This is a genomic window from Streptomyces viridochromogenes DSM 40736 (assembly GCF_000158955.1).
Lineage (GTDB): Bacteria > Actinomycetota > Actinomycetes > Streptomycetales > Streptomycetaceae > Streptomyces > Streptomyces venetus.
Genome location: NZ_GG657757.1, coordinates 3,428,511 through 3,448,497, shown reverse-complemented (window position 1 = coordinate 3,448,497; position 19,987 = coordinate 3,428,511). Strand labels below are relative to the sequence as shown.

At 73.4% G+C, this 19,987-nt stretch carries 11 protein-coding genes and 2 pseudogenes; 2 read left to right on the top strand and 11 right to left on the bottom strand.

The genetic code is table 11. The features are described 5' to 3' along the window. Positions 1-32: 32 nt before the first annotated feature. Positions 33-1,606 (bottom strand): annotated as a pseudogene (locus tag SSQG_RS15045) (glycosyltransferase family 2 protein). Between the two features lie 298 nt (positions 1,607-1,904). Between SSQG_RS15045 and SSQG_RS15040 the strand changes: the two are divergent. Then, positions 1,905-3,506 (top strand): glycosyltransferase family 39 protein, encoded by a 1,602-nt coding sequence (locus SSQG_RS15040; RefSeq protein ID WP_003990633.1) that lies wholly within the window; start codon positions 1,905-1,907, stop codon positions 3,504-3,506. Positions 3,507-3,586: 80 nt separating this feature from the next. Here SSQG_RS15040 and SSQG_RS15035 read toward each other — a convergent pair whose 3' ends face one another. Next, positions 3,587-4,102, bottom strand: a complete 516-nt coding sequence (locus SSQG_RS15035) for a MarR family winged helix-turn-helix transcriptional regulator (RefSeq protein ID WP_003990632.1) — start codon at positions 4,100-4,102, stop codon at positions 3,587-3,589. A 95-nt stretch (positions 4,103-4,197) separates the two neighbouring features. Here SSQG_RS15035 and SSQG_RS15030 point away from each other — a divergent pair, with 95 nt between their 5' ends. Continuing rightward, on the top strand, positions 4,198-4,611 hold the full coding sequence (locus SSQG_RS15030) for an organic hydroperoxide resistance protein (RefSeq protein WP_003990631.1): 414 nt from the start codon (positions 4,198-4,200) through the stop codon (positions 4,609-4,611). On the opposite strand, the gene SSQG_RS15025 is transcribed toward SSQG_RS15030, so the two are convergent. The 9 genes and pseudogenes from SSQG_RS15025 to SSQG_RS14985 all read right to left on the bottom strand — a co-directional run. After that, on the bottom strand, positions 4,601-6,184 hold the full coding sequence (locus SSQG_RS15025; protein WP_039932764.1) for a hypothetical protein: 1,584 nt from the start codon (positions 6,182-6,184) through the stop codon (positions 4,601-4,603). The genes SSQG_RS15030 and SSQG_RS15025 overlap by 11 nt on opposite strands. Positions 6,185-6,297: 113 nt before the next feature. Continuing rightward, positions 6,298-8,103, bottom strand: coding sequence for a hypothetical protein (locus SSQG_RS15020; protein ID WP_052310284.1), 1,806 nt, complete (start codon positions 8,101-8,103; stop codon positions 6,298-6,300). Next, the gene (locus tag SSQG_RS15015; protein WP_003990628.1) at positions 8,100-10,340 is read right to left on the bottom strand and encodes a bifunctional glycosyltransferase/CDP-glycerol:glycerophosphate glycerophosphotransferase; all 2,241 of its coding nucleotides are present in this window, start codon (positions 10,338-10,340) and stop codon (positions 8,100-8,102) included. The genes SSQG_RS15020 and SSQG_RS15015 overlap by 4 nt, the downstream gene beginning before the upstream one ends. Before the next feature lie 8 nt (positions 10,341-10,348). Next, a complete protein-coding gene (locus SSQG_RS15010) occupies positions 10,349-12,550 on the bottom strand; it encodes a CDP-glycerol glycerophosphotransferase family protein (protein ID WP_003990627.1) in 2,202 nt (733 codons plus the stop codon). Between the two features lie 205 nt (positions 12,551-12,755). Continuing rightward, positions 12,756-15,017: a bifunctional glycosyltransferase/CDP-glycerol:glycerophosphate glycerophosphotransferase gene (locus SSQG_RS15005; protein ID WP_039932762.1), complete on the bottom strand. Its 2,262-nt coding sequence runs from the start codon at positions 15,015-15,017 to the stop codon at positions 12,756-12,758. A gap of 143 nt (positions 15,018-15,160) precedes the next feature. Further along, positions 15,161-16,024 carry a carbohydrate ABC transporter permease gene (locus SSQG_RS15000; RefSeq protein ID WP_052310283.1) on the bottom strand — a complete coding sequence of 288 codons (864 nt, stop codon included), beginning with the start codon at positions 16,022-16,024 and terminating at the stop codon, positions 15,161-15,163. After that, positions 16,021-17,364, bottom strand: coding sequence for a carbohydrate ABC transporter permease (locus SSQG_RS14995; protein WP_208865648.1), 1,344 nt, complete (start codon positions 17,362-17,364; stop codon positions 16,021-16,023). Before SSQG_RS14995 ends, SSQG_RS15000 begins: the two co-directional genes overlap by 4 nt. 4 nt (positions 17,365-17,368) lie before the next feature. Then, positions 17,369-18,778, bottom strand: a complete 1,410-nt coding sequence (locus SSQG_RS14990; RefSeq protein WP_039932758.1) for an ABC transporter substrate-binding protein — start codon at positions 18,776-18,778, stop codon at positions 17,369-17,371. A 202-nt stretch (positions 18,779-18,980) separates the two neighbouring features. After that, positions 18,981-19,987: pseudogene (locus tag SSQG_RS14985) on the bottom strand (FtsK/SpoIIIE domain-containing protein); the annotation flags it as partial.

The window sequence follows — 19,987 nt, the reverse complement described above, 5'->3', positions numbered from 1 at the left end:
TTCGTGCTGCTCTCGGTGTCGTCGTGCCGCTCTCAGTGAAGCAGGCGCCGCAGCCTTCCGCGTGCGACGGACAGCACGCCGCGCACACCCGGCGCCACGCGCAGCGCCAGCGCACCGGAGTGGGTGCGGTACGGCTGTACGAGTACCACGCCGTGCCGTGCGCTGGGGACGGCTCGCCGACGCAGTAGACCGGCGCCCGTGAGGGCGTGCGCCGTGACCTCGCGGCTCACGCCCTCACGGAACCGGATACGAAGCCGCAGGTCCCAGGTGCCCGCGCCGAGTCCGGTCGGCGCCGCGAGGCCGACGGCCGTCTCCGCCGACCAGGTCCCGGCGGCCGACTCCGCCAGATCCGCCGTGGTGCGCACGACCAGCCCCCGGGCGTCCCGGTGCCGCCACTCCACCTCCACCGTCTCGGGGCCGGCCTGCGCCAGTCGGCCGTACAGCTCGTGCAGGTGCAGACGGAGTCGGGTGCCACGCGCGTGGGGGCGCAGTTCCGCGTCGACGGCGAGGGGCAGCGCCTCCACCGGCCGGGTCAGCAGGGGCTCCAGGGAGACCTGCGGAAGCTCCTGCGACCAGACGGGCGTGCCGTCCGCGGCGCGGGCGTACGGCGGGCGGAGCCGCGCCGGGCGCGCCGCGAGCTCCCGCAGCCGGGGCAGGTCGCGCGGCTCCGGGGAGGCCAGGACGACCCGCCCGGCCAGCCGACCCGGAGCGGCCGGGTCGCGGTAACAATCGTCCCGCGTCGTACTCCGCGAGATGCGCCCGCGTGAGCTCCCACCATTGCACGCCGGTAGGCGGCATCGCGCAACCCCAGTTCGCGCACGTACATCCGCAGGTCGTGGTCGAGGAACTTGGCGCGCGCGACCCGGGCGAGCTCCTTCTGCCCGGCGCCCAGCAGGACCTCGTACGCCTGCCGGCACGCCTGGGTGCGGGCCCGCCAGTTCTCGACGCCGGCCCGGTCCAGCGAGATGGACAGCCGCTCGGCGGACCGGCGCACGTGCCAGACGTACACCCGGTCCGGGACCAGGGCGATGCGCGGGGCAGCGGCCAGGACGCGTGCGGTGAAGACGACGTCCTCGTAGGGGAAGCGGCCCTCGGGGAAGCGGATGCGGTGCTCGCGCAGGAAGCCCGTGCGGTACAGCTTGTTGACGCAGAGCGTGTCGTGGACCAGGCGCGGACGCTGCGCGGGGTGCGGGACCACGGCGTGGAGCGCGTACAGGCGCGGCTGCCAGGGCACTTCGCGCCCCGACGGCAGTTCCCGGCGCACGCACAGGCCGCTCACCACCTCCGCGTGCGCGCCCGTCGCCGCCTCCAGCAGCGCGTCGACCGCGCCGGGCGGCAGGACGTCGTCGCTGTCCAGGAACATCACGTACGGCGACGTCACCGCGTCGAGCCCGGTGTTGCGCGGGGTGCCGCAGCCGCCGCTGTTGACCCGGCGGCGGATCACCTTCAGGCGGGACTCGGACGCGGCGAGCCGGTCGAGCAGGGCCGCGCTGCCGTCCGTCGAGCAGTCGTCGACGGCCACGACCTCGCGCACGGCCGGGCCCTGGGCGAGCGCCGAGCGCACGGCGTCCGTCACATGGGCGGCGTCGTCGTACCCGATGACCACGACGGCGACCCGGGAGACCGGCCTCTCGGCACGCGACAAGGCATCCACAGACGCGTCCACAGAGGCACCCACAGGGGCACCCACGGAAGCATCCACGACGGCATCCACAGCGACATCGACGGCGACATTCATCACGGCGGATCGTAAGCCGGGCGAATGACATGAAAGTGGTAACACACCATCAAACATCGCTTATATCAGCGAAACGGCACAGAATCGGGCCGTGACGATCGGACAGTCGACGGGGAGCGGCCGGTCCGGCACGGGCGCGGTGCCCGTGGCGGTTCCCATGGCGGCGATGCTCGCGATCGGGCTGTGGGGCGTGGATCGCGGCGGCATGTGGGGCGACGAGAGCGTCACCTTCCTGGTCGCACAGCGCACGGTTCCGCAGATCTGGCGGCTGCTGCACGACGTGGACGCGGTGCACGGCCTGTACTACCTGTTCATGCACGTCGTCCTCGCCGTCCACCCGGGCGAGGTCGTCCTGCGTCTGCCGTCCGTGTGCGCGGCCACCGCCACCGCGGGCCTGGTCGCGGCCCTCGGCGTCCGGCTGGCCGGGCCGCGGGTCGGCCTGTGGGCCGGTCTCCTCTACGCGATCACGCCGATGACCGGCCACTACGCCCAGGAGGGACGGTCGTACGCGCTCGTCGCGGCGGGCGTGGCGGGGGCGACGCTGCTGCTCCTGAGGGCCGTGGAGGCGGCCACCGCGCGGGCCTGGTGGCCGTACGGGGCCGTCGTCGCCCCGACCTGTCTGCTGCACGAGCTGGCGGTGCTGGTGCTCTGCGCGCACGCGGTGACACTGGGGCTGCTGCGGGTGCCGGGGAGGGTGTGGGCCGGCTGGGGCCGTGCGGCGGGGGCGGCGGTGCTGCTCCTGCTGCCGCTGGTGTGGGTGTCGCAGGGGCAGGCCGGGCAGGTCGCGTGGCTGGGGACGCCCGGGTGGGACAAGGTCGGGCAGCTGGTGCGGCACTTCTCACCCGGCCCGGCCGGGGTGGTGTTCTGGGGAGCGCTGCTGCTGCTCGGGGCGGGGCTTCGGGAGCGGAGGACGGCCGCGGTCGCCCTCCCGCTGCTGCTCGTGCCGCCGGGGATCCTGCTGACCGTGTCCCAGGTCCGGCCGCTGTTCCACGACCGGTACGTGCTCTACGCGCTGGCGGGAGCGCCCCTGCTGGTGGCCGCCGGGGTAGGGCGGGTGGCCGGTGCGCTGGGGCGCGTGGGGCGCGTGCGGTGGGGAGGGCGGCGGGTCCGGGTCGGCGACCGGCGGGTGCGCGCCCTGCTGGGCGTCGCCGGTGTCCTCGTCCTCGTCGCCGCGTTCGTCCACGAACTGCCCGTGCACCGCCAGGACCGTTCCGCCGCCCACCGCCCCGACAACCTCGCCGCCGTCGCCGCGCTCGCCGTCCGGCAGATGCGCCCGGGCGACCCGGTGCTGTTCATGCCGTCCGTCGGCAGGCTCGCCGCGCTGGCCTACCCGAAGGGGTTCCGTCAGGTCCGGGACATCGCGCTGCGGGAGTCGGCGCCCGGGTCCGGGACGCTGTGGGGCCGCGAGGCGACCCCCGGGGAGCTGCGGCGCCGGCTCGCCCCGGTGGACCGGGTCTGGGTCGTCGCCGAGGCGTACGCACTGGCCCCGGGCTGGTCCCCGCCCGACCCGGTCGAGCGGACGAAGCTCGCCGTGCTGCGGGAGGAGTTCACCGTCAGGGAGGAGCACGTGCGGAACGGAGTGGTCCTCCGCCTCCACGTCCGGCGACGGCCCGCCGACGAGCCGCCCGCCGACGAGTCCGCAGTGGACGAGCTGTCAGCCGACGAGCCGTCCGTGGACGAGCTGTCCGCTGACGAGCTGTCCGCCGACGCGCCGTTCGTCGGCGAGCCCTCCGAGGACGAGCTGTCCGCCCGACGCCCCGTTCGCTGACCAGCCCCCCCGTGGGCGAGCCGCCGCCGAGCCGGCCACAGGCGAGCCGGCCACAGGCGATCCGCCCGGGGCCCGGGCCGCTACGACCGTTCGTCCGCGGGCGAGCCGCCCGGCGGTTCCGCGAGCGCGGCCGCGTCCAGCGCGGTGGTGAGCTCGTCGAGGTGGGCCCGCAGCCTGCGGACCTCGTCGGGTCCGAAGCCGGTCGAGGCGGCGATCCGGCGCGGCACCTGAAGCGCCCGCTGCCGCAGCGCGACGCCCTCCTCGGTCAGCCGTACCTCCACCGACCGCTCGTCACGGGCGCTGCGCTCCCGGCGCACCAGACCGGCCGCCTCCAGCCGCTTCAGCAGCGGCGACAGCGTGCCGGAGTCGAGACGCAGGTGTTCCCCGAGCTTCTTCACGGGCAGCTCGTCGTGCTCCCAGAGCACCAGCATCACCAGGTACTGCGGGTAGGTGAGCCCGAGGTCCTTGAGGATCACGCGGTAGACGCCGTTGAAGGCGCGGGAAGCCGCGTGCAGGGAGAAGCAGATCTGCTGGTCCAGGCGGAGCCAGTCGTCGTCCGGCGTGTTCATGGCTCCAGGATAGCTCGTGCCCGTCATTCAATTGCGCACAACTGAATTGTGTGCTCTAATCATGACTGTCAGGCGGCCCGGAAGCGGGCCGCCGCACGTTGACGTGAGAGGGAAGGTTTTCCATGGACGCGCTCTACACCGCTGTCGCCACCGCCACCCACGGCCGTGAGGGCCGGGCCGTCAGCTCCGACGGCGTGCTGGACCTCGCCCTGGGCATGCCCGAGGCGCTGGGAGGCAACGGCCAGGGCACCAACCCGGAGCAGCTCTTCGCCGCCGGTTACGCCGCCTGCTTCGGCAGCGCCCTCGGCCTCGTCGGCCGCGCGGCCAAGGTCGACGTCAGCGACGCCGCCGTGACCGCCGAGGTCTCGATAGGCAAGCAGGGCGAGGGCTTCGGTCTCGCCGTCACGCTGCGCGTCGAGCTCCCCGACAGCGTGGACGAGGCGACCGGCCGCAAGCTGGTCGAGCAGGCCCACCAGGTCTGCCCGTACTCCAACGCCACCCGCGGCAACATCGAGGTCGACCTCGTCATCGAGTAGGCACCCGGTCAGCCGGCCGGCCGACCCGCGCCAGCACCTCCCCCGTCCGCCTGCTCCACGCCACCACCACGGCCTCCTCGGGCACCGGGTGCCAGCGCGTCAGCAGCAGCCAGCGCACGTGGTAGCGGCGGACGACGGCGGCACGCTCGGCGCGGGTCGAGCCGGGGGCCAGAAAGGCGCGGACGTCGGCCGCCCGGCGTCTGCGCTCGCCCTCGTCCAGGGCGGGGTCGGGCCAGATGGGCGCGGCCAGGTTGGGCCCGTACCCCGCGATGGCGTGACTGGCGAAGTACCCGTCGGTGATCACCACCTCGCCGGGCCCGATGTGCCGCGCCGCCCAGTCGTAGGCCGGCCAGCGCGTCGCCTGCGGGAACCCCACCGGGTCGATCGCACGCGGCACGACCGCCCCGGCGTGCACGGTGACGAACCCGAGGCACACCCCGACCGCCGCCGCCCCGCCCAGTACCCTCCTGACCCGCCGCCACGGCCGGGGCGCCGCGAGCTCCACCGCGAGCGCGAACTGCAGCGGCACCAGCGCCGCCCACAGGGCCCTGGCGTACGTGTAGTGCCCGCTCACCCAGCCGTACGCCACCAGCAGCCCCTCCAGCAGGAACATCAGCACCAGCGGGTCGCGCACCGCCCTGCGGGCCCGCACCCACAGGGCGGGCAGCCCGAGCAGTGCCAGCCAGGAGTTGGCGAGCATCCCCTCGTACAGCTGCCGGTGCATCGCGTCCATGCCGGTGTCGCCCACCAGCGCCAGCACGTCGTAGTACGGCCACGACACCCCGACCGTCGCGCAGACGGCCACGGCGAGCGCCCAGCGCGCCACGACCGGCGGGCGCCGGCCCCGCTGACGGGACGCCACGATCGCCACCGCCCCGGTGAGCGCCGAGGCCGCCGTGACGGGGTGGGTGAGCAGGATCAGGCCGTACAGGGCGCCGGTCCCGGCGTACCCCCACCAGCCGCCGAGCCCGCTCGGGCCGACGAACCGCACGGCGGCGGCGTCCGCACGCGCGAGCGTGGCCGCCCAGGCCCACGCCCAGAACGTCAGCCCGATCGCGAGCGCGGACGGATACCCCAGGTTCGTCGTCATCGGCAGCAGCCCGAGGTAGCCGCTCCACCGGATCCGCGCGGTGCCCCACAGCAGCGTCATGAACAGCAGGGCCAGGACCGGTGCCCAGACGCGCGCGGTCAGCGTCCTGACGAAGCGGCCGATCCCCGTCAGCAGCACCAACAGGTGCACCGGCCCGGCGAGCTTCACGACCTCCCAGCCGGACAGGCCCGTCAGCCGCGCCAGCACGCCCTGGACGACGGCGTACGGGCCGTAGTACGGGCTGCCCGCGCCCGGCAGGTCCGCCATGGAGTGGGCGGGGTGGAACAGGTCGGCCTTGAGGCGCTCGACGACCGCCGCGTGCTGTCCGGAGTCGCAGCACAGCGGGATCCGCCAGTACGCCAGCGTCATCACCAGCCAGAACAGGGCGCCGAAGAACTGGTACGGAGTCGGCCGCCCGGCACGGCCGCCGCGCAGCGCCGTCGCGCCGCGCACGGTCCGCCGGACGAGGAGGCCGCCGCTCACAGGTCTGCGGGAAAGAGGAGGGACTCGGGCATGCGCCGAATGTTCCCGCCCCCGCCGGAGGCCTGACCCCGGGTCACTTCATCGGGTGAGGCCACTACGCCCACCTGCCGACCTCAGTCGCACAGCGCCCGCTCCGCCGCGGCCGGCCAGCGCGCGAACCGGAACCGGGTCCGCTCGAAGGACCCCGTGAGGTTGTCCCAGAACCGCCCGGCGGTGAGCGGCGCACGCGCCGACTCCGTCAGCTCGGCCAGCCCACCGCAGCCCAGCGCGGCCCGGGCCGCCTCGACCGCCTCCCGCGAGGTCCCCGCCCGCAGCAGGTCCCGCCGCGGCGGAGAGGCGACCGCCCACTCCGCGAAGACCCAGTGGTTGCGCAGGAACTTCTCGTGCCCGGGCCAGCTCCACCGCTCCAGCGCGAGATGCGCGCCGACCGGGCTGGCCAGCCCCCAGGCGTCGTTGACGTAGGCGTCGAGCGGCGCCGCGGCCCCCGTGACACCGAGATGCCGGCCCACGATCACCACGTGGTACGGCGAGTCCCGCCGCACCGGTGTGGCGTGCAGCCGGCGCCGCGCGTCGAAGTACAGCAGCGTCGGCCGGGGCGCGCGCACGGCCCGAGCGAGCATGCCGCGCCCCTCCGGCAGGGCCGGCCAGTTGTCCACCCAGGTCGCGGTGCGCACCGGGTTGTGGTCACCGAGCCCCTCCACGTCGGAGCTGCGCACATTGAAGGTCGTCGGCGTGCCGCGCACGTCGAACGGCGCCCGCAGGGGACTGACCGCCGCGCACAGCCACACCACCAGAAGCGCGGCCGCCACGCCCGTGAACCTGGTCGCGGGGACCACCAGCACCGGCAGGAGCAGCAGGAGGAGCGCGGGCAGGATCATGCGGGCGTGCATGTAGTCACCGCCGACGCGGACGACGTACCCGGCCAGCAGCAGGCCCGCCACGAGCGGTGCGAGCAGCACCGCGAGCGAGGCCCGGCCGGGGGTGCGCGCCCTGCGTTGCCTGCGGGTGCGCCGCACCAGCAGCACCGCCAGCGCGCCCAGCACGGGCACGACGGGCCACAGCCAGTAGGGCCCGAGCGTCTCCTGCACGTACCCGGCGCCCCGGCTCCAGTCGCTGGCGCCCGCCTCCTTGGCGATGGCGGGCAGCGGCACCAGGATCCCGTAGTACCCCGCCCGGAAGACCTCGTAGGCCAGCGGCAGCGCTCCGGCCGAGGCCAGCGTCGCCGTGACACCCCGCCGGGAGGGGCGCAGCACCCACCACTGGGCCGCCAGGAAGCACCCCGTGACCACCGCGAGATCGGGCCGGACCAGCGGACCCAGCCCGAACACGAAGGCGGCCGCGTACGTCTCCCGGGTGTCCTGACCCCGCCGGGTGCGCGTCAGCAGCCACCACGACAGGCCCGTCCAGAAGGCGCCGAGGCCGCTCTCCAGACCCGAGGTCATGTACGTCCAGAACGGCGGCACCGCCAGCGGCACGACCACCCCCGCCGGGAGCAGCAGCCCCGCGCTCCGGTGCAGCCGGCACGTCGCGTACAGCGCGAACCCCGACCCGGCGGTGCTCAGCAGCAGCCCCAGCCCGACCGCGAGGAACGCCGGGTCCTCGCCGGTCAGCCAGGTGCCGAGCGCGAGCAGCCACTGCCAGAGGGTGCCGGTGGAACTCTCCGCGCGTTCCCCCACGTTGAACACGGGCCCGTTGCCCGCCAGGATCTGCCGGACCGGACGCAGGTAGATCAGTCCGTCGTCGCAGATCCAGCGGCGCCGGTAGCCCAGCACGAACAGGGCCGCGGTGGGCGCGGCGACCAGGGCCGCGTGCCACCAGTGCACCGGCCGCAGCCGCTCGCCGGCGGCCGGCGGCCGTGCCGAGGAGCCGCGCCGGCCGGGCAGGGAGGGGAGGGCCTCGGGGGTGGTGGGTGTCGTCATCTCTCGATCAGCGCCTCGGACCGCGCGGCGACCGCGGGGGTCCTGCGGGCCGCGGGCAGCGGCGCACCGCCTCGCTCGCCCAGCATCACCAGCCGTACGACCCGTTCGGCGGCCTGCCCGTCCTCGAACTCGCAGTACCGCTCCCGGAAGCCCGCCCGCAGCCGCCCCGACTCCGCGTCCTGCCAGGTACCGGACGTGAACAGCCAGGTCAGCTCCCGGTAGGAGCGCGACACGTGCCCCGGCGCGTCGGCCGTGACGTCGAAGTAGGCGCCCCGGCTCGCCGCGAACGCCCCCCAGTCGTCGGCGTGGACCACGACCGGCCGGTCGAGGAGGACGTAGTCGAACATCAGGGCGGAGTAGTCGGTGACCAGGACGTCGGAGGCGAGCATCACGTCCTCCACGTGCGGCTCGTCGGTCGCGTCCACCAGCACGCCGCGTCGGTGCAGGTCCGACAGGCCCAGGCCGCGCGCCACACCCCCGGCCAGCGAGGGGTGCAGGCGCACGACGAGGGTGTGGCCGGGTCCCAGGTCCGCCGCGAACCGGGCCAGGTCGATCCGGTCGACGTGGCCGCCGCGCCGGTAGTCCCGGCGGGTCGGCGCGTACAGCACGACCGTGTCACCGGCCGGGATGCCGAGCCGCTCGCGCACCACCGGGCCCCGCTCCCGGCCGGCGCCGACCAGCGCGTCGTTGCGCGGGCTGCCGGTCCGCAGCGAGGTGAAGTGGCACGGGTACGCCCGCTCCCAGGCCCGTTCCGCGTGCCGCCCCGCGACCAGGCTGTAGTCCCAGCGGTCGGCGCGGCGCAGCATCTGCGGGACGTCGAAGCCGTGCCGGGCGCCCGGCTTGGTCAGCAGGTCGGCGCCCATGTACTTGAGCGGGGTGCCCTGATGGGTGTGGATGTGCACGCTGCCGGGCCGCTTGGCCAGGGTGCCCGGCCAGTTGACGTTGTTCACCCAGTACGTGGCCCGTGCCATGACCTCGTGGTAGCGGCGCGAGCCTGGCGTCACATGGTCGGTCCCGGGCGGCAGCGCGTCCACCGCCTCCTCCCGGACCACCCACACGCCCCGGATGTGCGGGGCGAGCTCACGGGCCTTGGCGTGGATCGCGGCCGGGTCGCCCGAGACGCCCCGGTGGTGGATCGCGGAGTAGACGGCGAGGTGCGGATCGAGGGGGCGCTTCGACTGGGCCGCGTACCAGGTGCGCCGCGCGGTCTCCGACGCCCTGCGCGCCACCCGCCGCTGCCCCTCCAGGGCGGTCGCGCGCAGGTCCCGCAGCCCGCGCACCGCCGCGTACGACGCGTAGGGCGCCGAGGCCAGCAGCCGCATCTCCACCCCGCGCCAGCCGTCCGGCTCCGGGAAACCGCCCTCCGGGAGGTGACGGCGGTGGAAGGAACGGATCTCGCGGTAGAAGTCGCCCCGGTCCGCAGGCCGCACCCGGTCCTCCCGCGCCAGCACGAACAGCATGTGGTCCAGCGCCCGCTCCAGCAGCAACGGCCGCGCCCAGTCGAGGTCGGGGCGCTGCTCCAGGAACGCGAACAGCCCCTCGTACTGCGGGAAGATGTCGAAGTGGCGGCGCCCGGGCGTCCTGGTGATCGCGCCCTGCCGCCGCTGCCGGTACTCGACCCCGATCCGGTCCAGGCAGGCGATCCGGTCGGCCAGCACCATCGCCCGGTAGGTCACCGGCGCGTCCTCGTACAGCCCCGGCCCGTACTCCAGGCCGTGCTCCAGGAAGAACGACCGCCGGTACGCCTTGTTCCACGCGACCAGGAACAGCTTCAGGTACTCGGGGCTCTCCCGGACGGAGAACGTCTCCAGGCCCGCCGCCGCCAGCAGGTCCGCACCCTCACTGCGCCCGCCCCGGCCCCACCAGTGGGTACGCACGTGGTCGAAGACCAGGACGTCCGGGTCACCGGCCGTCCCGAGCCGCGCGGCGACGGCCGCCAGCAGGCCCGGCGTGTAGTGGTCGTCGCTGTCGAGGAACAGGACGTAGTCGCCGGCCGCCTGCGCGAGGCCGGCGTTGCGGGCCCGGCCCAGGCCCACGTTCTCGGGCAGGTGCAGCACCCGCACCCGGGTGTCGCGGGCGGCGTACTCGTCGAGGATCGCGCCGCTGCCGTCCGGCGAACGGTCGTCCACGGCGATCACCTCGAAGTCGCCGTACGACTGACCGAGCACCGAGTCGAGACACTCGCGCAGGAAGCCCTGCACCTTGTAGACGGGGACGATGATGCTGAAGCGGGGCACTTCTTCGGTCAGCTCCTCACGAGGGTGGCGGCGGCGGGGGCCGGGACGCGCTCCGCGAGCGGGACCACGGGCGGGATCGACTCGGGCGGCTCCCCCAGCAGCACCCGGCGCACGACGCGCTCGGCGGCCCGCCCGTCGTCGAACTGGCAGAAGCGCTCCCGGAACGCGGCACGCAGGGCCGTGGCCGACTCGTCCGCCCAGGAGCCGTCGCGGAAGACGGCCGCCAGCTCCTCGGCCGTGCGGGCGATCCGGCCCGGCGGGAAACCCATCAGGTCGAAGTAGACGCCCCGGGTCTCCCGGTAGACGTCCCAGTCGTCGGCGTACACCACGATCGGCCGGTCCAGGTTGGCGTAGTCGAACATGATCGACGAGTAGTCGGTGATCAGCGCGTCCGCGGCCAGGCACACGTCCTCCGACGAGCGGTGCCCGGTGACGTCGATGATCCGCCCGCCGCCCCGGTGTGATCCCCGGTCGTAGAAGTAGTGGGCGCGCAGCAGGACCACGTAGTCGTCGCCGATCGCCTCGCAGAACTCCGCCAGGTTCAGGCCCGACGCGAAGCCGGTGGCGTAGTCGCGGTGCGTGGGCGCGTAGAGCAGGGCTTTCTTGCCCTCGGGGACGCCCAGCTCCCGGCGGACGCGGGCGACGTCCTCGGCGGACGCCGTGCAGTACACGTCGTTGCGCGGATAGCCGTACTCGAGGATCTCGTGCGCCCCGGGGAACGCCCGCTCCCACATCTCGGTGGAGTGCCGGTTGGAGGTGAGGTTGTAGTCCCAGCGGTCGATCCGGGCCAGCAGCCTGGCGAAGCTTCCGGTCGCCGCGGCCACCACGGGATACGCCGCCTGGTCGGTGCCCATCTTCTTCAGCGGGGTGCCGTGCTGGGTCTGGAGGTGCACGCTGCCGGGGCGTTTGACGACGGCGTCCGCGAAGTTGGCGTTGTTGACGAGGTACTTGGCGCGGGCCAGCACCTCCCAGTACTTCCGGCTGCCGATCACCGCGTGCTCCACGCCCTTCGGCAGGGTGTGCGCCGCGTCCGGCTCCACCAGGAACACCGAGCGCAGATGCGGGGCGAGCTCGCGGGCCTTGGCGTGGATCGCGGCCGGGTTGCAGGCGTAGCCGCGGCCCCAGTAGGCGCAGTACACGACCAGGTTCTGGTCGAGGGGGCGGCGCAGGGCCGCCGCGTACCGCAGCCGGGTGCGCAGCCCCCGGGGCCGGGGGAGCAGCGCGGCGGCCCGCAGCGCTGTGCGGTTGGCGGCGCGCAGGGCGCGGAACGCCGTGTACGACCCGGCTGCCAGCAGCCGGTGCTGGACGCCGAGGCTGCCGCCGGGCGGTCGGTAGCCGGCCGGGCGGTGCCGCCGGTAGAGCCCGCTCGCCCGCTGGAAGAAGGCCCGGTGCCCTGCCGGGAGGCGCCGGGGATGGGCGGCCGTCTTCAGCACGGCGGCGAAGAGCTGCCCGAACAGCGGCTTCAGCCGCTGCGGCGACAGCCCCTGCTCCCCGGCCCGGGTCAGCACCAGCTCGGCCTGGTCGAGCAACTCGGCGTGATGCTCCCCGGGCAGGCCCAGCCGGTTGCCCTGCCGGCGCAGCAGGTGGCGGACGACGACCGAGCGCAGGACCGCCACCCGCCGCGCCCGCAGGGCGACCAGCCCGCCGAACCCGACGTCGGTGAAGTGGCCCCCGGGGAACGTGAGGTCCTCCTCGGCGAGGAAGGCCCTGCGGTACACCGCGCTCCACGCCGGCAGCGCCACGCCCGTCAGCTCCGGGGCCCGGTCGGGGGAGAACGCCCCGTCCGGTGTGCCGGCCAGCAGCGGCGCGGCCGGGTTGCTCGGCTCCCCCTCCCACCAGGGGGTGCGCTCGTGCTCGGCGTACAGGACGTCCACCTCGCCGGTGTCGCTCAGCCGGGCGTCCAGCGCCGCCAGCGCCCCCGGGGCCAGGACGTCGTCCCCGTCGAGGAACAGCACATGGCCGCCGACCGCCGCCCGCAGCCCGGTGTTGCGCGCCCCGGCCAGACCGGCCGACGGCGGGGAGCCCACCGGCGTCACCCGGGAGTCCCGCTCCGCGTACCCGGCGACGACGTCCGCCGCGGGTGAGTCGGGCGCGTCGCACACCGGGATCAGCTCGAAGTCGCCGAACGACTGGGCGAGGACCGAGTCCAGTGCCTGGGACAGCCGGCCGGCGACCCCATGGGACGGGACGACGATGCTGAAGCGGGGCATTCTGCTCTTTCTGTCGTGTTCTGCGGACGCGGGGTCGTTGTCAGGTTCTGCACAAGCGGGTCGCGTCAGGTTCTGCACAAGCGGGTCGCTGTCAGGCGGCGCCACGGCGTCCCGGTCGTCCGGACGGGCGCCAGGAGGGCGGCCGGCTGGGTCTCGGCCGCGACGGGCTGGAGGGCATGCGGGCTCCCCTGAGTACGAGGGGTGTTCAGAGACGGTCGATGACGCCCGCGGGGCCGGCCGGCTGCGGCACCGTGGTGAGCGGCTCGCGCGCCAGTGCGGCCGCCGCCGACGGCACCGGACGGCGTTCGCCGAGCGGCAGGACCGGCGGCAGCTCCGACTCCCCGAGGACGACCCGGCGTACGACCCGCTCGGCGGCCCGGCCGTCGTCGTACGTGCAGAACCGCTCGCGGAACGCCGCACGCAGCTGCGTCGAGCGGGAGCCGCGCCAGTGGCCGGTGGCGAAGACGTCGATCAGCTCGTCCTCACCGCGCGCGACCGCGCCCGGCGGGAAGGACCGCAGGTCGAAGTAGGTGCCGCGGGCCGCGTCGTACGCCTCCCAGTCGTCGGCGAGGACCACGATCGGCCGGTCCAGGTTGGCGTAGTCGAACATCACCGACGAGTAGTCCGTGACCAGGGCGTCCGAGGCCAGGCAGAGCGACTCCACGCTCGGGTGGTCGCTGACGTCGACGACCCTGCCGCAGGTGCTGGTCAGCGGGGCGTCGTAGGCGTGATGGGCGCGGGCCAGCACGACGAAACGCGGGCCCAGACGGCGTACGATCCGCTGCAGGTCGAGGCAGTGGCGCTGGGACCGGCGGTAGTCGCGGTGGGTCGGCGCGTACAGGATCGCCACCGTGCCCTCGGGGATGCCGAGCGTGGCACGCAGCCGGGTCACGTCGGCCGCGGTCGCCCTGCGGAACACGTCGTTGCGGGGGTAGCCGTACTCGAGCGTGGTGTAGCGGCCGGGGTGGACGCGCTCGTGGGTCAGCGTGGTGTGGCGATTGGCGGACAGCACGTAGTCCCACTGGTCCACGCCCTTGAGCAGCCGGGCGAAGTCCCTGCCGCGGGCTGCCGCCGGGCGCTCCTGGAGGTCCAGGCCGATGTGTCCCAGCGGGGTGCCGTGCCCGGTCTGGATCAGCACCTGGCCCCGGCGCTTGGCCAGCCGGTGGTCGAAGTCGGTGTTGCTGACCAGGTACCGGGAGCGGGCGAGCGCCGTCCAGTAGGCGGCCGTGCCGGGGACGAGGCGGCGCGGCCCCGGCGGCGTCGCGTGGTGGTGCTCGGGACGGGCGATCCACGCGGTGCGGATGTGCGGCGCGAGATCGCGGAACGCCGACTCCAGCGCGCCCGGGTTGCAGCTGTGGCCGCGGCCGCCGTAGGCCGCGAAGACGGCCCGGTCGGCGCGCAGCGGCAGACAGCGCTGGAGGCGGTAGTGGGCACCGAGCGCGGCGGACCTGAGGCCCCGCAACAGTCTCCCGGACGCCCGGGCCGCGCCGCGCTGCGCGGCCGACGCCAGCCGGAGCGTGCGGTAGGTGCGGTGCAGGCCGAAGCGGATCAGGACGTGGTGCACCCGGGCGCGCAGGGGGAGGGGGCCGCCCGGGGTGCGGTAGCGGCGGTAGTGGGCGCGGGCCCGGCGCATGAAGTCCGCGTGCGAACCGCGGGGCAGCCGGTCCCGCCGCGCGTACACGATCGCCAGGTGATGGACCATGCGGCGGAACAGCGCCGGGCGCCACCTGGCCAGTTCCGGGCGTTCGTCGAGGTAGGCGAAGACCCGGTCGTACTGGTCGAAGACGTCGAAGTGCCGCTCGCTGGTGGTGCGCAGGATGCTGCCCTGCCGACGCTGCCGGTAGTGCACGCAGACCCGGTCCAGGGTCGCGATCGACTCCGCGGTCATCAGCACCGGGTACGTCCACGGCGTGTCCTCGTAGTACCCGGGCGGGAAGGTGAAGCCCCTCCGCTCGACGAAGTCCCGCCGGTAGGCCTTGTTCCAGGCGACCATCAGCAGCCTCAGCAGCCCCGGCCGGTCCTCCAGGCGGAACGGCGCCGGGCCCTGCTCGGTGAGGTGGAGGGCCGCCTGGTTGCGGACCGCCTCGCCCGTCCAGTGGGTGCGCGCGTAGTCGAAGACCAGGACGTCCGGATCGCCCGTCTCCTTCAGCCGGTCCGTGATCGACCGCAGCGCGTCGGGCGTGAGGGTGTCGTCGCTGTCGAGGAACAGCAGGTAGTCGCCGCTCGCGTGCGCGACACCGACGTTGCGGGCGCGGCCCAGGCCGACGTTCTCCGGCAGATGGACGGGCCGGACCCGCGCGTCACGGGCGGCGAACTCGTCGATGATCGCGCCGCACGCGTCCGGTGAGCAGTCGTCGACGACGATCAGTTCCAGATCGGGACACGATTGGGAGAGCACCGATTCGAGGCACTCGTGCAGGTACGCCTGAACCTGGTACGCGGGGACAATGACACTGAACCTGGGCAAGAGGCCATCCATCGGTCGGCACGGGCGTTCGGCCCGGGAACGGCCGGCGAGGCGACTTGGTTACGGTGGGCTACGGCATCCGGGGGAACACGGACGGGACGGACCGCTGTCGGCCCGCCCCGTCAATCGCCCTGTGGTAACGGCTACTTCACGGCGCCCGCCATCACGCCGGACACGAACTGCCGCTGGAAAGCGAAGAAGACGGCCAGCGGGATCACCATCGAGATGAACGCGCCGGGTGCCAGCACGTCGATGTTGTTGCCGAACTGCCGTACCTGCGTCTGGAGCGCCACGGTGATCGGCTGGCTCCCGGAGTCCGAGAAGATCAGCGCGACCAGCAGGTCGTTCCACACCCACAGGAACTGGAAGATGCCGAGGGCGGCGATCGCCGGGCCGCCGAGCGGCATCACGACACGCAGGAACAGCCGCAGTTCACCCGCCCCGTCCAGGCGGGCCGCCTCCAGCAGCTCCCTCGGGATCTCCGCGAAGAAGTTCCGCAGCAGGAACACCGCGAACGGCAGCCCGAAGCCGACGTGGAAGAGCACCACACCGAGTACGGAGCCGAAGATGCCGATGGTGCCGAAGAGTTCGGCGATCGGGATCAGCGCCACCTGCACGGGCACGACCAACAGGCCGACGACGGCCAGGAACCACCAGTCCCGGCCCGGGAACTCCATCCAGGCGAAGGCGTAGCCCGCCAGCGAGCCGATGACCACGACCAGCACGGTCGCCGGCACGGTGATCCACACCGTGTTCAGCAGGGAGTTGGTGATGTCCTCGTTCTCCAGCAGCTTCCGGTAGCTGTCGAAGGTGATCTGCGAGGGCTCGGTGAACACCTTCCACCAGCCGCTCGCCGCGATGTCCTCCGGCGAGCGCAGGCTGGACAGCAGCAGACCGATCGTCGGCACCAGCCAGAACAGCCCGACGACGATGAGGAACACCCGCACCAGCCCACCGCTGACCCCCTCGACCAGCTTGGACCCCAGCGACTGCATGGTGGCCTTCATCGCCGCACCTCCCGCCGCAGCCGCCGTACGTTGAACCACATCACCGGGATCACGAGCAGCAGCAGGAACACCGAGATGGCGCTGGCGATGCCCGGCTGGTCCTCGGAGAAGCCCTTGCGGTACAGCTCCAGGGCGAGGACGTTCGCGTCGTCCTGGGAGGAGCCGGGGGCGATGATGAAGACCAGGTCGAAGATCTTCAGCACGTTGATCATCAGCGTGACGGTGACGACCGCGAGGACCGGCGCCAGCAACGGCACCGTGACCCGTCTGAACACCTGCCATTCCGACGCTCCGTCGACCCGGGCCGCCTCCAGCAGTTCACGCGGCACGCCCGCGAGCCCCGCCGCGATCAGCACCATCGCGAAGCCCGCCCACATCCAGATGTACGAGCCGATGATGGACGGGGTGACCAGGGCCGGGCCGAGCCAGTCCAGGCCGTTGTACGGCTCCTTGAAGTTGCTCGCCGGGAGCCGGAGTTGGGCTCCGTCGGCCGAGGCCGGGAGCGTGAAGGTGCCGTCGCCGGCGGCCGTCGCCGACGCCACGACCCTGCCGTCCTTGACGGCCTCGACCTTCATGCCCGCATAGCCCAGTTCGGCCGCGTCGACCTCGCCCAGCTTGCCCACGCCCTTGCCGCGGGTGAAGTCCTGCCAGGTCGTGCCGGTGATCTTGTCCGGCTCCGGCTTCGCCGCCACGGCGGTCTTCGCGTCGTCGGGCATCAGATCCGGCGCGACACCCACGAGCGGCAGCAAGACGGTCTCGCCCGTCCGCACGGGCGACTTGGTGATGAACGCGCCGCCGCCGGCCGGCTCCAGCGGCGACTGCCGGCCCGGATGGGCCTTCGGGAACTCCGACGACGGGGCGAAGGTGTCGTGCACGCCCACCCACACCGCGTTCGCCACGCCCTTGTCCGGGTCCTGGTCGTACACCAGGCGGAAGATGATGCCCGCCGCCAGCATGGAGATCGCCATCGGCATGAAGACGACCAGCTTGAAGGCCGTGCCCCAGCGCACCCGTTCGGTCAGCACCGCGAAGATCAGGCCGAGCGCCGTCGCGACCGTGGGCGCGAACACCACCCAGATGATGTTGTTCTTCAGCGCGGTGCGGATGCCCTCGTCGGTGAAGAGGGACTTGTAGTTGTCCATTCCGGCGAAGCCGTCGCCGGACTGGTCGTAGAAGCTGCGCACGACCGAGTACCCGATCGGGTACACCACGAGCGCGCCGAGCAGGACGAACGCGGGCAGCAGGAACAGTGCCGCGACGGTCCTGCGGGTGCCGGTCACACTCTTGCGCGACTTGGGAGCGGCAGGGGGCTCGGTGCCCCCTGCCGTGGCCGACGTCATGACGTCAGTTCCCGTAGGCCGCGGCCGCTTCGGCCTCCAGCTTCGCCTGGGTACCCGCGATGTTCTTCGGGTTCTTCAGGAAGTCCTGGAGGATCTTCCACTCGCCCTTGCCGGGCGTACCGCCGAAGGCCTGCGGGGCCTGGTCGGACATGTCGAAGCGGAAGTCGTCACCGGCGTCGATGAGCGCCTTGGCGATCTTCTGCTGCACCGCGTTGGGGTACGCGGAGTTCGGCACGCTCTTGTTCGGTGACAGGTAACCGCCCAGCTTCGCCTGGATCGTCGCCGCGTCCGGGGAGGCGAGCCAGGTGGCCAGGGCCTGGGATCCCTTCGAGTCCTCCAGGATCACGGCCGCGTCGCCGCCCGAGACCACCGGGCCGTTGTCACCGACCGCGGGGAACGGGAACACCTTCGCGTCCGTCCCGATCTTCATGCTCTTCGGGATGTTGACCTGCGCGAAGTCACCCGCGGCGACCATGGCCGCCTTGGGCTGGTCCCCGCCGGTGAAGACCTGCGTGACGGAGGCCGGGAAGTCGGTCTGCAACGCCCCGTTCGCCCCGCCCGCGATCCAGTCGGGCTTGCCCCAGACCTGCGCGAGGGTGGTCAGCGCGTCCTTCACGGACGGGTCCGTCCACTTGATCTCGTGCTTGGCCAGCTGGTCGTACTTCTCCGGGCCGGCCTGGGAGAGGTAGACGTTCTCGAACCAGTCGGTCAGCGTCCAGCCCTCGGCCGCGCCGATGGAGAACGGGGTGACGCCGGAGTCGAAGACCGTCTGCGCGGTGCCCAGCAGGTCCGGCCAGGTCTCGGGCTCACTGGCCCCCGCGTTCTCGAAGACCTGGTTGTTGTACCAGATCAGGGACTTGTTGGCGGCCTTGTAGTAGACGCCGTACGGCTTGCCGCCCACCTTGCCGATGTCCTGCCAGCCCTGCGAGTAGTTCTCGCTGAGCTCCTTGACGGCGTCGGAGCCCAGCGGCTTGGCCCAGCCCTTGTCGACGGCCTGCTTGATGGCGCCGGGCTGTGGCAGCATCGCGATGTCCGGCGGCTGCCCGCCGGCCACCTTCGAACCGATGAAGTTGATGATCGGGTCCTGCGCGGGCACGAAGGTCACCTTGGCACCCGTGCGGTTCTCGAACTCCTGAAGGACCTTCTTGAAGTTGGCCTGTTCGGTGCCGGTCCACACGGCGGCGACCTCCAGGCTCGTCCCGTCCAGTTTCGGAAGGTTGACGCTGTTGGTGGTCTCCTCGGTCTCGCCCGTGTTTCCGGTGCTGTTGTTGTCACTGCCTCCGCAGGCGGTGAGCGAGAGCGCGAGCGCTCCCGCGGCGACGGTGGCCGCTGTCCTGATGGCTCTGCGGCTCTGGGGGGTCGCCTCGTTCGGCTGCGGCGACCAGCGTGTCCGGATGGTGCTCGTCATGCGCATGACTGCCCCGTTCTTCGTTCCTCGTCGAACGTCGAGCGCGCTCCCGTGCGATCTGGTCTACGCCCGGGTGTGCGGGGGCGGCAAGATGGCGTCGGCTGTCAAGCGGGGGATCGTGACCCCGTCGTGACCAGGGGCTCGTCCCTGGTCGACGACAGAGGGTCGGCATCCGGCCAATGCCACGGAACAGTGCCGCGGACCGGCGCTACAGAAGTGACGGCACCTTCGCCGCCGCGACCTCCCGCGCCGCCCTTTCCAGCGCGCTGGCCAACAGTGCCAGGTCGGTCGGGCCGTTTCCGAGTTCCCGCACCGGACGGCGGGCCGGAGGGTCACCCATGCGGTGCCATTCGAGCGGCACGACCGTGGGGCGCAGGGTCGCCGTCCGGGGGATGCGGCCGGTGACGCGCCCGCCCTGGAACGGGGTGCTCCGCCCGTCCGCGCGGTCCAGGCGCCCACGGCCCGGAGCAGGCTCGTCGGGACCCGCGACCGGGGCGTCGAGGCTCACGCGCAGGGTGGCCCGACGGGCCGGTTCCGTCTCCGCCGTGCGGGCGCACGGGCCGGTGGCGGCCACCAGGTGGACGCCCAGCCGGTCACCCTCCCGGGCCACGGCCTCCAGCGCGCGCATCACCGATCCGGCGGCGGGCCGTCCGGTCGAACCGAGCGCCGGGGCCACCAGCCCGTCCAGGTCGTCGACGACCACGACGAGCCGGGGCAGCGGCGGCGCCGCGTCCGTCCGGCGCCGGGCCGCTCCGGGGCGCAGCCGCATCGTCGAACTGGGCGCGGAGTCGAGGTCACCGGCCCCGGCGGCGGCACCGGGAGCGGTCCCCGGGGCGGACTCGGCCTGGGCGCCGCCGCCCCGGGCCGTGGCAGTGCGTTGCGTGACCATGCGGCCGGACAGCTCTCGCCCGGCGTGCCACTCGGCGAAGTCGGACCGCCCGAGCAGCTCGGCGCGCCGCTTCAGCTCGGCGCTGAGCGACTGCGCGAACTCCCGCATCCGGACCGGGTCGTGGGCCGTGAGATAGGTGGTGACATGCGGTACGTCCGTACACACGCGCAGTCCGTCGCCGGGCCCGCCGCCCGCGCCGGGGCCGCCCCGGCCGTCGACCAGCACGACGCCCAGGCGGTCCGGCCGCTCGGCGGCGGCCAGGGACGCGACGACCGCCAAGCAGCAGCTCCGTACGGCCGCTGCCCGGCGGGCCCTCGATCAGCAGA